Below are 13,891 nucleotides of genomic sequence, written 5' to 3'. Positions count from 1 at the left end.
TCAGCAGCTCTTGACCCAGCTGCACTCCACGTCGACCGGCCCCTCGGCCCGCGCGGTCGCGGCGGGTGCGGTCGGCGGCTGCCCACCCCGGTCGCCCGCCAGCCGCACCGCGACCGCGTCCTCCACCGGCTTCGCCGACGTCAGGGTGTTGTTGCTGACCATCGAGAACACCAGCTCCTCGCCCGCCGCGGTGGTCACGTAGCCGGACAGCGCGCTGACCCCGGTCAGCGTCCCCGTCTTGGCGCGCACGTTGCCCTCGGCGGGGGTGCCGCGCATCCGGTTGCGCAGCGTGCCGCCGACCATCCGGTCCGCCACCCCGGCCACCGGCAGCGAGTCGTACCAGACCCGGAACCACGGCTTGCCGCGCGCCGCGAGCAGCAGCGAGGCCAGCTGGTCGGGGGAGACGTGGCTCATCCGGGACAGCCCCGAGCCGTCCCGCAGCGACAGCGCCGCCGGGTCCACGCCCAGCCCGCCGAGCTTCGCCGAGATCGCGCGCAGGCCCGCGTCCCAGCTCCCCTCGCCGAACGCGGCCCGGCCGGCGGTCTTCACCAGGACCTCGGCGTGCACGTTGTTGCTGAGCTTCATGAACGGCACCAGCAGCTGCGAGAGCGGCATCGACAGGTGCTCGCCGACCACCCGCGCGCCGGCCGGGGTCGCGCCGGTGGTCGTGCCGCCGAGCACGCGGACGCCGTGCCGGGCCAGCGCGTCCCGGAACAGCGACGTGACCAGGCCGGTCGGCTCCAGCACGGTGCTCCACTCGGCCTCGGCCGCGCCGCCCGCCGGCACGCTGCCGCGCACGTCGACGACGTTGGTGCCGTGCCGCCGCTCGACGGACACGCTCGACGCCGAGCCCGCCGGACCCGTCACGGCCGCGTTCTCGACCGTGACGTAGTCCGTCGGCGGTTCGGTGGTGACGGTGGCGGGCGCGCCGGCGGCGCCGGGCGCGACGCGGACGATGACCGACCCGGCGTCGTAGTCGGTGTCGGGGGAGACGGTCAGCGCCGAGATCTGGGCGTTGTAGTAGTACGGCTCGTCGTCCCAGGCCCAGCCGGTGCCCAGCCGCACGGAGTCGAACCAGGTGTCGTCGCCGACCAGCCTGCCGAGCACGACCCGGACCCCGGCGCCCGCGACCCGTCCGGCCAGCGCGTCGTAGTCGGCGGCGAGCACGGTCGGGTCGCCGGTCCCGCGCAGGTGCAGGTCGCCCGCCAGCACCCCGCCGCGCAGGGGACCGCTGACCGCCGCGCTCGTGCTGAACCGGTGGTCGGGGCCGAGCACGTCGAGCACCGCGGCGGAGCTGACCAGCTTCCCGTTGGACGCGGGCTGGCCCCGCCTCCCGTTGCCGCTGCCGAACACCAGCTCGCCGGTGTCGGCGCGGCGGACCACGAGCCCCACGTCCGCGCCCCGCAACGCCGGGTCGGCGAGGATCGCGCCGAGGTCCCGGCCGAGCGGGTCCCCGTCCTGGGCGGAGGCGGCGAGGTCCGCGGCGGGGACCGCGGCGAGCAGGGCTGCGGTCAGCGCGAGCGCGAACGACCGTGGTCTGGGCATGGCGGCTCCTGACGGACGCGGGGACCGGTCGCCAAGGATTCTCCACACATGTTCACGCGCTGTGAAGATTTGACGACCGCCGGTCGGGGTTCGGGCTGCCGCAGCACACCCCGGTGCCCGGCGCTGCCACGCTCGGGGGCCGGAACCCGACCCTGGAGGTTTGGTGGAGCGCACAGTCGTGGGTGCACGCGCGGTCGTCGGCGCGAAGGGCTTGATGGGTGTCGTCGTGCTCGCGGCCGGCCTGGTGGCGACCGCGCCGCAGGCGGTCGCGGCGGAGGCGGACGTCGCCCTCGCCGCCGCCGGCACCGCCGTTCCCGGTCGGTACGTCGTGGTGCTCAAGGGCGACGTGGCGGCGCAGGCGGCCGACCTGACCGCGAAGCACGGCGGCACGGTCACCGCCACCTGGCGGCACGCGCTGCGCGGGTTCGCGGTCAGCGCGAGCGAGACCGAGGCCAGGCGCCTGGCGGCCGATCCCGCCGTGGCGTCGGTGAGCCAGGACGCCCTGGTGCGCGCCGTCGACACCCAGCCCAACCCGCCGTCGTGGGGCCTGGACCGGATCGACCAGCGCGACCTGCCGCTGGACTCCTCCTACAGCTACGGCACGACCGCCTCCGGCGTGCGCGCCTACGTCCTGGACACCGGCATCCGCACCACGCACGCGACGTTCGGCGGTCGCGCCACGTGGGGCCTCGACGCCGTGGACGGCACCAACACCGACTGCAACGGCCACGGGACGCACGTGGCGGGCACCATCGGCGGCAGCGAGCACGGCGTGGCCAAGGGCGTGCGACTGGTCGCCGTGCGGGTGCTCAACTGCGCGGGGTCCGGCACGTTCGCCCAGGTCATCAGCGGGGTCGACTGGGTGACCGCGAACGCCGTCAAGCCCGCGGTGGCCAACATGAGCCTGGGCGCGCCGGCGTCCGCCGCCACCGCGCCGCTGGAGGCCGCCGTCCGCGGCTCCATCGCCTCGGGCGTCACCTACGCCCTCGCCTCGGGCAACTCCGCCTCCGACGCCTGCGGCTTCAGCCCCGCGCTGGTCGGCGAGGCGATCACGGTCAACGCCTCCACCAGCGGCGACGCCCGCGCCACGTTCTCGAACTACGGCACGTGCACCGACCTGTTCGCCCCGGGCCAGGGCATCACCTCGTCCTGGCACACCGGCGACTCGGCCACGAACACCATCAGCGGCACGTCGATGGCCGCCCCGCACGTCGCGGGCGCCGCCGCCCTGCACCTGGCCGGCCGACCCGGCGACACCCCCGCCGCCGTGCAGGCCGCGCTGGTGGACGCCGCCACGCCGGACAAGGTCGCCGACGCGGGCGCGGGCTCCCCGAACCGCCTGCTCCACACCGGCACGGCCACCGGCGGCCCGTCCACCGTCGTCGCGGTGCGCTACCTGCGCGCGTCCGACCACCTGACGTCCACGACGGGCGCACCCGCCGGGTACGGGGTGGAGGGCTCGCTGGGCAGGCTCCTCACCGCCCAGGCGCCCGGCACCCACCCGCTGTACCGGTGCGTCGCGGGCGGCTGGGACAACTTCACCTCGTACGACCCCAACTGCGAGGGCCAGGCCAGGGTCGGCCTGCTCGGCTACGCGCACGACGCCCCGACCGCGGGCGCGCACCCCGTCTACCGCTGCGTCGTGCGCGGCAGCGGCGACCACATGGAGTCCCCCGACCCGAACTGCGAGGGCCAGTTCACCGAGGGCGGCCTCGGCTACTTCCTGGACTGACCCCGCCGGACGAGCCCCGCCGGGTGGACCCCGGCGGGGCGCCGCCCCCGTCACGGCACCCGAGGCGCGGTGCCGGTGCGGCCTGCTGGGATCATCGGGGACCGCCCGACGTCCGCGGTCGCCCGCCGAGGGCGAGGGCGGCCGGGGCGCGAACCGATCCGGAGGCAGTCCCATGAGCGCGCGTTTCCGAGAACTCGACTTCCGGCGGACGCCCCTGGGCGACCTCGTCCTGCGCCGCCGCTGGGACCCGACCTTCGACCGCGAGGTCCACGAGATCAAGCTCGACGACGAGTTCCTGATGTCGAGCCTGTTCACCGTCTCCGAGGTCGAGCTGGCGCGCCTGGCGCTGGAGGGCCGGTCCGCGCCGCTCGACGTGGTCGTCGGCGGCCTCGGCCTCGGCTACACGGCGCGCACCGTGCTGGAGAACCCGGCCGTGCGCTCCCTGCTGGTCGTCGACGCCCTGGGCGAGGTCATCGACTGGCACCGCGGGGGACTGCTGCCGGGCGGCCGGGAACTGGCCGGCGACCCCCGCTGCACCCTGCTCCACGGCGACTTCTTCGCCCTGTCGCGCGGCGACGGGTTCGACCCGGAGGTGCCGGACCGCCTCTTCCACGCGGTCGTCGTCGACATCGACCACTCGCCGCGCCACCTGCTGCACCCCGACAACGCCGACTTCTACCAGCCCGGGGGCGTCGCCCGCGTGGCCGCGCGGCTGCACCCCGGCGGGGTGTTCGCGCTGTGGTCGAACGACCCGCCGGACGACGACTACACCGCCGTGCTCGCGGACGTGTTCGCGGAGGTCAGGGCCGAGGTCGTGCGGTTCCCCAACCCCCTCCAGCAGCGGGAGGCGACCGCCACCGTCTACCTGGCGACGACGGCCGGCTGACCGCCGGGCGCGGGCGGCGACCGGTCGTCGCCGCCCCTCCGCCCTAGCGCCCGCGCCCGGTCTCCTCCTGGAGCCGGTCGATCATCCGCGACGCCTCGACCTTGGTCAGCCCGCCCGGAACCTCCTCGCCGGCCTCCTGGGCCAGCGTGTTCAGGTAGGACTCCTGCGGGCCGGTCATCGGCTCGTCGCCGGTCGTCCAGTCGGCGGGGTCCTTCTCGGGGTTGCGGTCCACGTGCTTCTCCTCTTCCTCGAACGCGCGTTCGAGGTACCCGCCGGCGCGGCCCCCTAACCCCGGCGGCCGGGGACGGCCCTTGACAGCACGGAGTTGGTCTAGTCCAATTTCATCACCTGGAGGCCGCCACCACAGGAGGTTCCATGTCGCGCAGGGTCCTGTTCGCCCGGGTGGCGGCGGTGGCGGCGTTGGCCGTCGGGGCGGCCGCGGTGGGGTTCGCCCCCGCCTACGCCGCGTCGGTGACGGCGACGTTCGCCAAGACGTCGAGCTGGGAGACCGGCTACACCGCCCAGTTCTCCATCAGGAACGACACCAGCTCGGCGATCTCCGGGTGGAAGGTCGAGTTCGACCTGCCCGCCGGCACGTCGGTCGGCGCCCACTGGGACGCCCTGCGGACCAGCTCGGGCGGGCACCACTCGTTCACGCACCGGGAGTACAACGGGACGGTCGCGCCCGGCGCGACGGTGACGTTCGGGTTCAACGCCTCGGGGACGGCGGCGCCGGTCGGCTGCAAGGTCAACGGCGCGTCGTGCGCCGGGGCACCCACCACGACCACCACGACCACCAGCACGACCACCACCACCAGCAGCACGACCACGACGACCCGTCCGACGACCACGACCACCACCACGCCGCCGCCCGTCACCGGGTTGCCGAAGAAGGTGCTGGTCGGCTACCTGCACGCGAGCTTCGCCAACGGCTCCGGCTACATCCGGATGAAGGACGTCCCCGACGAGTGGGACGTCGTCAACCTGTCCTTCGCCGAACCCACCTCCGCCACGTCCGGCGACCTGCGGTTCGCGCTGTGCCCCGTCGCCGAGTGCCCGAACGTCGAGTCCGAGGCCGAGTTCGTCGCGGGCATCCGGGAGAAGCAGGCCAAGGGCAAGAAGGTGCTGATCTCCATCGGCGGCGCGAACGGCCAGGTGCAGCTGGCGACCGCGGCGGCGCGGGACGCGTTCGTCCGCAGCGCGTCCGCGATCATCGACCGGTACGGCCTCGACGGGCTGGACGTCGACTTCGAGGGCCACTCGCTGTCGCTGGACGCGAACGACACCGACTTCCGGTCGCCGACCACGCCGGTCGTCGTCAACCTGATCTCGGCGCTCAAGGCCCTGAAGGCGCGCTACGGCGCGGGGTTCGTGCTCACGATGGCGCCCGAGACGTTCTTCGTGCAGGTCGGCTACCAGTTCTACGGCGGCGCGGGCGGCGCGGACCCGAGGGCCGGCGCGTACCTGCCGGTCATCCACGCGCTGCGCGACGACCTGACGCTGCTGCACGTCCAGCACTACAACTCCGGCCCGATCATGGGCCTGGACAACCAGTACCACTTCATGGGCGGCCACGACTTCCACGTCAGCATGGCCGACATGGTGCTGGCCGGGTTCCCGGTGCGCGGCGACGCCACGAAGGTGTTCCCCGGCCTGCGGCAGGACCAGGTGGCGATCGGCCTGCCCGCGAGCACCAACGCGGGCAACGGGTTCACCCCCGTCGCCGAGGTGCACAAGTCGTTCGACTGCCTCGCGAAGGGCGTGAACTGCGGCACCTACAAGCCGAAGGCGGTCTACCCGGACCTGCGCGGCCTGATGACGTGGTCGATCAACTGGGACCGGCACAACGGGTTCGAGTTCTCCCGCTCCCACCGGGCCTACCTGCCCCGCTAGGGCGAACGCCGCCCCGTCGGCGCGAACGGCGGACGGGCCCGCCCGGCGGGTCCGTCCATCGGGGTGACGGGGCGGCGGGATCGATAACGGTGTCGCGCCACCGCCGATGTGGCGGGTGTGACCGCCACCGAGAGCCCCGCCGAGGCACTGCCCGTCACCGGTCCGCTGCGCCTGCTCCCGGCGGCACTGGTCGGTTTCCTCCTGGCGGTGGCCGTGCTGCTGGCCCCCGTGGCGCCCGGGCGGGCCGAGGGCGTGTACCGCGTCGACACGCCCGAGTTCTCCGTCACCGGCGGCGACTTCGACTGCGTGCCCTCCGGTGAGCGGGTCGCCTGCACGGTCACGCTCGCCGACCGGCCGTTCACCGTCCTGCTCACGGCGGGGGCGCACAACTTCGAGCAGTGCGCGGCCTCCTACGACGGCCGGGACCTGACCTGCGCGCCCGAGATGCAGTACGGCCTGGGCGCGCCGTGGGTGCGGGTCTCCTCGACCGGCCTGCCCCGGGAGGCCGCCCCGTTCTTCCCGGTGTGGCGGGACTGGCTCGACCGGTACCACGACCGGGTGTACGTCTTCGCCGTGCCGTCGCTGGCGGTGCTCTCCGCCCTGCTCGCGTGCCTGCTCTACCGCGGACCGCGCCGCGCCCCGGCGGACCGGGGTCGGCGGGCGCTGCTGCTCGGGGGCGTGTGCTGGCTGTTCCCGCCCCTGACCGGCCTGGTGCTGGTCCCGTGGGACCGGCTCGGCACCGCGTTCCTGGGCATGGTCAGCCCCGTGCTGGCCGTGTTCGCCGTGACCGCGGGGGTGTGGCAGTACCTCGCCGCCGGCCCGCACGGCGGTCGCTGGTGGGGCAGGCTCGGGCAGACCGCCGTCGCCCTGGTCGCCGGGCTGGTGTGCTCGGCGGGCGGGCTGCTGTGGATCACGGTGGCGGCCGGCCTGCCCGACTGAGGAGGTGGAGCGCCCCTCGGGAGCCGGCGGCGCGGGCGGGCGGCACCTCGCGCCGGTTCGCTACGGGACCCGCACCCCGGCCACCGGCTGAGCGGTGGCCGCCGCACCGGTGTGCGCCGCGCCGGCCGCCTGCGGCTCGGCTGCCTGCGGGTCGGCCGCCTGCCGGGCCGCGCGTGCCCGGCGGGACCGCCACCCGCCGACCGCGCACGCGGCGAGCGCGGCGACCGCCAACAACGCCTCCAGCGGCCCACCCCAGCGGGTCGCGGGCGTCGTGACCGACCTCAGCGGCACGGTCTCGACGACGGTCTCCGCGGTGAACAGCCCGGTGGACCGCGCCACGCTCCCGTCCGGCCGCACGACCGCGCTCACCCCGCTGACCGCCGCCACGACCACGGCCCGCCCGTGCTCCACCGCGCGCAGCCTGGCCATGGCGAGCTGCTGGTGGCTCATCTCGCCGCGCCCGTACCAGGCGTTGTTCGTCGGCACCACGAACAGCCGCGCGCCGGCGGCGGCGCTCTCGCGCAGCACCGCGTCGTAGGCCACCTCGTAGCAGATCCCCACGCCCACCCGGGTCCCCGCGACGTCCAGCGCGCCCGGCCCGGTGCCCGCGCGCAGGTCGGGCGCGTCGGCGAACGGCGTGACCAGGCTCGCCAGGGGCCGCAGCGGGATGCGCTCGGCGAACGGCACCAGCTCCCGCTTCGCGTACGACCCGCCCGCGCCGGTCCGCGGGTCCCACGCGACGACCGCGTTCTCCTCCTGCCCGTCGACCCGCCGCAGCACGCCGACCAGCGCGGGCACGCCGAGGTCCGCTACGGCCCGGTCCAGCACCGGGTCGCGGTCGCCGGTCGCGGTCGCGCTCTCCGGCCACACCACGAGGTCGGGCACGGGCACCTCGCCCGCGCGCACCGCCTCGGCCAGCTCGGCCGTGGCCCGCAGGTGGTTGCGGCGCAACGTCCCCCGCTCGTCGAGCAGGCCGAGCCCGACGTCCGGCGCGTTGCCCTGCACGACGGCCACGGTGCGCACGCCGTCCCGCGCGTCCACGCCCACCAGGGGCGCCACCGCCAGCGCCGCGACCAGCGGCAGCACCGGCCACGCCCGCCGGGGGTCGCGCGGCCGGGCCGCCCAGGCCGCCGCGCCGAAGCCGGTCGCCACCACCGCGAACGACACCAGCGGCGCGCCACCGACCGCGGCCAGCGCCAGGTACGGCCCTTCGACCTGCCCGAACGCGACCCGCCCCCACGGGAAGCCGCCGAACGGCACCCGGCCGCGCACCGCCTCCTGGAGCACGAACAGCAGCGCCGCCCAGACCGGCGCGCCGGGCAGCCGCGCCACGAGTGGCACGAGCGCGCACGCGGCGGCCGTGAACAGGGCCATCAGCGCGGCCAGCCCGAGCCACGGCGCGGGCCCGAAGTCGCGTCCCAGGAAGTCGTCGACCCACCGCAGGTGCGGCAGGAAGAACGCCAGGCCGAACACGAGGCCCGCCAGTGCCGCCCGGCGGGCGCGCACCCCGTCCAGCGCGAACCACAGCAGGGCGAACGCGAGCACCGCCGCCCACCACGGCGACCGGGGCGGGAACGCGGCGTGCAGCAGCGCCCCGCCCGCCGCCGCGGCGGCGAACCGCGCGGGGTCAGGCACGCGCCCCCACCTCCACCCGCACCGGGGCGGCGGTCCCGCGCAGCAGCAGGAACGCCGCCCCGACCACGAGCGCCGCGACCGCGTAGCCGCCGACCAGCGCGCCGACCCGGCCGGTGAAGTTCCCGGCCGACGGCGGCACGAGCACGGCGACGACCGCGACGAGCCCGGTCACCCCGGCCGCGGCGCGCCCCGGCAGCCGGCACGCGGCGAGGGGGACCACCGCCCACAGCAGGTACCAGGGCTGCACCACCGGCCCGAGGACCACGACCAGGCCCAGCACCGCGCCCAGGGACGTGACCTCGCCGACCCGCCCGCGCAGCTGCCGGCCCAGCACCACCGCGACCCCGCACACCGTCAGCACGCCGCCCACGAGCCGGCCGACCCCGATCATCACCTGGGTGACCTGCGCGCCGACCAGCGCGCCGACCCCGCCCGTGAGGAAGCCGAACCAGTTCGTGGGCGCCAGCCAGCTGTTCACCTGCCCCGGCGTGCCCAGCGCCCGCACCCAGCCGAACCCGAACCCGGTCAGGAGCGAGACGGCGACGCACACCGCGGCGAAGACCGCCACCGCGCCGAGCCCGACGAGCGCGAGGTCGCGGACCGACCCGCCCCGCCGGCGCGCGAGCGCGGTCCCGACCACCGCCAACGCGACCAGGGCGGGCAGCTTCACCAGCGCCCCCAGGGAGATGAGCGCGACGCCGAACCCCAGGGGCCACCACTCGACCCGTTCCCGCAGCGCGCCCACCGCGACCGCCGTGCCCGCCAGCATGAGGCCCAGCATGAGGGAGTCGTTGTGGGCCCCGCCCACCAGGTGCCAGAGCACCAGCGGGTTGAGCACGCCGAGCCACAGCGCGGTGCGCCGCGGCGCGCCCGCGACCGCCGCGAGCCGGGGGACCGCCCACGCGACCAGCACCAGCCCGAGCACCCCGCCCAGGCGGTGCAGCAGGACGCCCGCCACCGGGTCGCCGGCCGAGAGCCGCGCGACCGCCCGTTCGACCGCGCCGAACACCGGGCCGTAGGGCGACGGCGCGTCGCGCCAGTAGGAACCCACCCGCCCCACGACCTCCGACGCCGCGCCCAGCCCGCCCACCGGGCCGACCGCGTTCGGGTCCAGCCCGCGCGCGGCGATCTCACCCTGCGCCAGGTAGCTGAACACGTCCCCGCTGAACAGGGGCGGTGCGAGCAGCAGCGGCCCGCACCAGAGCACGAGCGTCCACAGCAGCCAGGACGTGCCGGGCACGGCGCGGCCGAGGAGCACCCAGGACAGCACCAGCAGGCCGACCCCGGCCACCCCGGCGGCGAGGGCCGTCGCGGACGTGGGCGCCGCCGCACCCGCCCACGCGGACGCGGTGAGCAGGACGACGCCGCCGAAACCGGTCCAGCGCAACCGGTCCGGGGGCACGAGAGGTGGGTTCATCCCGGATGATCCTCGCGGCGGGCGGGTCATCGGGGATCGGACCGGGGTCGCACGTCGCGTACGACCGCAGGATGATCCACCCGGCACGGTCCCGCGCCGGACGGGTCCGCGCCGCACTGTCCAGCGCCGCACTGTCCAGCGCCGGACTGTCCGGCACCCGACGGGCCGGCACCCGACAGCGGTCGTCAGCGACGGTCGCCGGCGGCGGTCGTCAGCGGGCCGGGCCGCCGACCAGTCCGCCGAGGACGGTCGTGGCGCGGGCCAGCGCGGGGGACCGGTCGTCGGCCCGGACCGCGGCCACCAGGTCGATGCGCGCCCCGCGACCGGTGAGCGGGCGGTAGGCGACGCCCGGCACGCCCAGTTCCGCCACGGGTTCGGGCACCACCGCGACACCGAGGCCCGCGGCGACGAAGGTGACCAGCGTGGACGTCTCCGCGACCTCGTGCCGCACCAGCGGTTCGAAGCCCGCGCCCCGGCACAGCGCCAGCACGGCGCCGTGCATCACCGACCCGCCGGAGGCGTGCACGACAAGGTCCTCGCCGCGCAGGTCGGCGACCCGCAGGCGGGTGCGCGCGGCCAGCGGGTGCCGGTCGGGCAGCGCCGCGATCAGCCGGTCGGTGCGCAGGGTCTCCAGCCGCAGCGCCGGGTCGGCGACCGGCGGGCGCAGCAGCGCCAGGTCGATCTCGTGCCCGAGCAGCGCCGACACCTGGTCGGGCACGAGCATCTCGCCGCGGAACGCCACGTCGACGCCGGGGAAGCCCTCGCGCAGGGCGCGGGCGAACGCGGGCAGCAGGCTGTAGGTCGCCGACCCGACGCAGCCGACCACCAGCCGCCCCTGCACGCCCGACGCCACGCGGCGCGCCTCGTCCGCCGCGTCGTCCACCTCCGCCAGGATCGCCCGCACCCGCCGCAGGTAGGCGGTGCCGGCGTCGGTCAGCTCGACCCGTCGCCTGGTCCGGTCGAACAGCCGCACGCCCAGCTCCTCCTCCAGCCGCCGGATCTGCTGGGACAGCGGCGGCTGGGCCATGTGCAGCCGGGCGGCGGCCCGGGTGAAGTGCCGCTCCTCGGCGACCGCGAGGAAGTAGCGCAGGTGACGCAGCTCGGTCATACGCCCAGCGTCTCAGAGGCGACGAAAAGAGTATTTCCGCGTCTCAGTGCCCGTCGCCTACGGTCGGCGCATGAGCGATGTCGTGATCTGCGAGCCGATCCGCACCCCGGTCGGCCGGTTCGGCGGCGCGCTCGCCGCGCTGGGCGCCACCGAGCTGGCCAGGGCCGTCCTGGTCGAGCTGGTCCGCCGCACCGGGCTCGGCGAGGGCGACGTGGACGACGTCGTGCTCGGCCAGTGCCACCCCAACGGCGAGTCGCCCGCCGTCGGCCGGGTGGCGGCGCTCGACGCGGGCCTGGGCACGGGGGTGCCCGGCGTGCAGGTGGACCGCCGCTGCGGGTCCGGGCTCCAGGCGGTCCTGTACGCGGCGGGGCAGGTCGCGACCGGTGCGGCCCGGGTGGTCGTCGCCGGGGGAGTGGAGTCGATGTCGCAGGTCGAGCACTACGCGCTGGGCCTGCGGACCGGCGTGAAGCAAGGCGGCGTGCAGCTGCTGGACCGCCTCGACCGCGCCAGGGTGACCGCCGGCGGCCGGCACCACCCGGTGCCCGGCGGGATGGTGGAGACGGCGGAGAACCTCCGGCGCGAGTACGGCATCCCCCGCGAGGAGCAGGACGAGCTGGCCGCCCGCTCCCACCGGCGGGCCGTCGCCGCGCACGAGGAGGGCAGGTTCGCCGACGAGCTGGTGCCGGTCACCGTCCCCGGCCGGCGCGGCGCGCCCGACGTCGTGGTGGACCGCGACGAGCACCCCCGCGCGGACACCACGGCGGAGTCCCTGGCCGCCCTGAAACCCCTGCGGCTCAAGCTGGACGAGGGGGCCACGGTCACCGCCGGCAACGCGAGCGGCCAGAACGACGGTGCCGCCGCGTGCGTCGTCACGACCCGCGACGAGGCGGAGCGTCGCGGCCTGCGCCCCCTGCTCGCGCTGCGGTCGTGGGCGGTGGCGGGCGTCGGCCCGGAGGTGATGGGGCTCGGCCCCGTGCCCGCGACGAGGGCCGCGCTCGACCGCGCCGGCCTCACCCTCGACGACGTCGGCGTCATCGAGCTGAACGAGGCGTTCGCCGCCCAGGTGCTGGCCTGCCTGCGCGAGTGGGGCCTCGACCCGGCCGACGACCGGCTCAACCCCAACGGGTCGGGCATCTCGCTCGGGCACCCGCTGGGCGCGACTGGCGCCCGCGTCCTGGCCACGCTGGCGCGCGAGGTGGGGCGGCGGGAGGCGCGCTACGGCCTGGAGACGATGTGCATCGGCGGCGGCCAGGGGCTCGCGGCGGTCTTCGAGCGGGTCGCGCCGTGAGCCGGGACAAGGTGGTCGGCAGCGCGGCCGAGGCGGTCGCCGACGTCCCGCACGGGGCGAGCGTGGCGGTCGGCGGCTTCGGCCTCGCGGGCATCCCGTGGTTCCTGATCGAGGCGCTGCTGGAGCAGGGCGCGGGCGACCTCACGGTCGTGTCGAACAACTGCGGCGTGGACGGCGCCGGGCTCGGGCTGCTGCTGGAGCGGCGGCGGATCAGCCGGGTCGTCGCCTCGTACGTCGGGGAGAACAAGGAGTTCGCCCGCCAGTACCTCGCGGGCGAGCTGACCGTCGAGCTGACCCCGCAGGGCACGCTCGCCGAGCGGCTGCGGGCGGGCGGCGCGGGGGTGGGCGCGTTCTACACCCCGACCGGGGTCGGCACGCTCGTCGCGGAGGGCGGCCTGCCGTGGCGCTACCACCCGGACGGCACGGTGGCCGTCGCCTCGCCGCCCAAGGAGGTGCGCGCCTTCCGCGGCCGGGAGATGGTGCTGGAGGAGTCGATCGTCACGGACGTGGCGCTGGTGCGCGCCGCGGTGGCCGACCGGGCGGGCAACTGCCTGTTCCACGCGGCGGCCCGCAACTTCAACCCGGCGGCGGCGATGGCCGGCCGGCTGACCGTCGTGGAGGCAGAGCGGGTCGTGGAGGTGGGGGGGATCGGCCCGGACGAGGTGCACCTGCCCGGCGTGTTCGTCCAGCGCGTGGTCGCGCTGACCCCCGAGCAGGCGGCCCGCAAGGGCATCGAGAAGCGGACCACCCGGGGCGCGCGCCCCGCCGGCGGAGACGAGGTCTGACGTGCCCTGGACCCGGGACGGGATGGCGGCCCGCGCCGCCCGCGAGCTGACCGACGGCGAGTACGTCAACCTCGGCATCGGCCTGCCCACGCTGATCCCCGACCACCTGCCCGCCGGGTCGTCGATCACCCTGCACGCGGAGAACGGCGTCCTCGGCGTCGGCCCCTTCCCCTACGAGGACGAGGTCGACCCGGACCTCGTCAACGCGGGCAAGCAGACCGTGACCGTGCTGCCCGGCGCGTCGTACTTCGACTCCTCGACGAGCTTCGCCATGATCCGCGGCGGGCACGTCGACACGGCCGTCCTCGGCGGGATGCAGGTGTCCGCGTCCGGCGACCTGGCGAACTGGGTGGTGCCCGGCTCGGTGGTCAAGGGCATGGGCGGCGCGATGGACCTGGTGTCCGGCGCGCGGCGGGTGGTCGTGCTGATGGAGCACACCACGCGGCGCGGCGAACCCAAGCTGCTCCGGTCGTGCACGCTGCCCCTGACCGGTCGCGGCGTCGTCTCGCGGGTGATCACCGACCTGGCCGTGCTGGACGTCGTCGGCGACGCGTTCCGGGTGGTGGACCTGGCGCCCGGCACGGAGTTCGACGAGGTGGCGGCCCGGACCGACGCGCCGGTGGAGGACGCGACGGCGCTCGGGTGACGGGGCGGCCGGGTGAC

The 13,891-nt window shown here is 76.0% G+C and carries 12 protein-coding genes; 7 read left to right on the top strand and 5 right to left on the bottom strand.

Going from position 1 to position 13,891, the window contains the following annotated elements:
• A complete protein-coding gene (gene dacB / locus ACRAKJ_RS30400) occupies positions 1 to 1,545 on the bottom strand; it encodes a D-alanyl-D-alanine carboxypeptidase/D-alanyl-D-alanine endopeptidase (RefSeq protein WP_438924643.1) in 1,545 nt (514 codons plus the stop codon).
• Between the two features lie 178 nt (positions 1,546 to 1,723).
• On the opposite strand from dacB, the gene ACRAKJ_RS30395 reads away from it, so the two are divergent.
• Positions 1,724 to 3,277, top strand: a complete 1,554-nt coding sequence (locus ACRAKJ_RS30395) for a S8 family serine peptidase (RefSeq protein ID WP_438924642.1) — start codon at positions 1,724 to 1,726, stop codon at positions 3,275 to 3,277.
• Positions 3,278 to 3,449: 172 nt separating this feature from the next.
• Complete coding sequence (locus ACRAKJ_RS30390) at positions 3,450 to 4,163, top strand: spermidine synthase (RefSeq protein WP_438924641.1); 714 nt, start codon at positions 3,450 to 3,452, stop codon at positions 4,161 to 4,163.
• Between the two features lie 43 nt (positions 4,164 to 4,206).
• Here the strand turns inward: ACRAKJ_RS30390 and ACRAKJ_RS30385 are convergent, their stop codons facing one another.
• Positions 4,207 to 4,395 carry a DUF3072 domain-containing protein gene (locus tag ACRAKJ_RS30385; RefSeq protein WP_438924640.1) on the bottom strand — a complete coding sequence of 63 codons (189 nt, stop codon included), beginning with the start codon at positions 4,393 to 4,395 and terminating at the stop codon, positions 4,207 to 4,209.
• Positions 4,396 to 4,538: 143 nt separating this feature from the next.
• Here ACRAKJ_RS30385 and ACRAKJ_RS30380 point away from each other — a divergent pair, with 143 nt between their 5' ends.
• Together ACRAKJ_RS30380 and ACRAKJ_RS30375 are read left to right on the top strand one after the other, a co-directional pair.
• Entirely contained in the window at positions 4,539 to 6,056 is a 1,518-nt protein-coding gene (locus tag ACRAKJ_RS30380) for a cellulose binding domain-containing protein (RefSeq protein WP_438924639.1), read from the top strand.
• A 117-nt stretch (positions 6,057 to 6,173) separates the two neighbouring features.
• The gene (locus ACRAKJ_RS30375) at positions 6,174 to 6,995 is read left to right on the top strand and encodes a hypothetical protein (protein WP_438924638.1); all 822 of its coding nucleotides are present in this window, start codon (positions 6,174 to 6,176) and stop codon (positions 6,993 to 6,995) included.
• Between the two features lie 60 nt (positions 6,996 to 7,055).
• Here ACRAKJ_RS30375 and lnt read toward each other — a convergent pair whose 3' ends face one another.
• From lnt to ACRAKJ_RS30360, 3 genes are all read right to left on the bottom strand, one after another.
• Positions 7,056 to 8,630 (bottom strand): apolipoprotein N-acyltransferase, encoded by a 1,575-nt coding sequence (gene lnt, locus ACRAKJ_RS30370; RefSeq protein WP_438924637.1) that lies wholly within the window; start codon positions 8,628 to 8,630, stop codon positions 7,056 to 7,058.
• The gene (gene mptB / locus ACRAKJ_RS30365) at positions 8,623 to 10,047 is read right to left on the bottom strand and encodes a polyprenol phosphomannose-dependent alpha 1,6 mannosyltransferase MptB (protein ID WP_438924636.1); all 1,425 of its coding nucleotides are present in this window, start codon (positions 10,045 to 10,047) and stop codon (positions 8,623 to 8,625) included. Before mptB ends, lnt begins: the two co-directional genes overlap by 8 nt.
• Before the next feature lie 211 nt (positions 10,048 to 10,258).
• Positions 10,259 to 11,155, bottom strand: a complete 897-nt coding sequence (locus ACRAKJ_RS30360; RefSeq protein ID WP_438924635.1) for a LysR substrate-binding domain-containing protein — start codon at positions 11,153 to 11,155, stop codon at positions 10,259 to 10,261.
• A 70-nt stretch (positions 11,156 to 11,225) separates the two neighbouring features.
• Here ACRAKJ_RS30360 and ACRAKJ_RS30355 point away from each other — a divergent pair, with 70 nt between their 5' ends.
• Genes ACRAKJ_RS30355 through ACRAKJ_RS30345 form a run of 3 tightly spaced genes read left to right on the top strand, consistent with a single transcriptional unit; the run spans position 11,226 to position 13,874 of the window.
• A complete protein-coding gene (locus ACRAKJ_RS30355) occupies positions 11,226 to 12,443 on the top strand; it encodes an acetyl-CoA C-acetyltransferase (RefSeq protein ID WP_438924634.1) in 1,218 nt (405 codons plus the stop codon).
• Complete coding sequence (locus ACRAKJ_RS30350) at positions 12,440 to 13,228, top strand: 3-oxoacid CoA-transferase subunit A (RefSeq protein WP_438924633.1); 789 nt, start codon at positions 12,440 to 12,442, stop codon at positions 13,226 to 13,228. Before ACRAKJ_RS30355 ends, ACRAKJ_RS30350 begins: the two co-directional genes overlap by 4 nt.
• Before the next feature lies 1 nt (position 13,229).
• Complete coding sequence (locus tag ACRAKJ_RS30345; protein WP_438924632.1) at positions 13,230 to 13,874, top strand: 3-oxoacid CoA-transferase subunit B; 645 nt, start codon at positions 13,230 to 13,232, stop codon at positions 13,872 to 13,874.
• The last annotated feature ends 17 nt before the right edge of the window (positions 13,875 to 13,891 follow it).

The sequence above is a fragment of the Saccharothrix sp. DSM 118769 genome, assembly GCF_052936295.1.
Note: the sequence above shows the minus strand (reverse complement) of the source record. Positions and strands in the feature narration are given on the sequence as shown.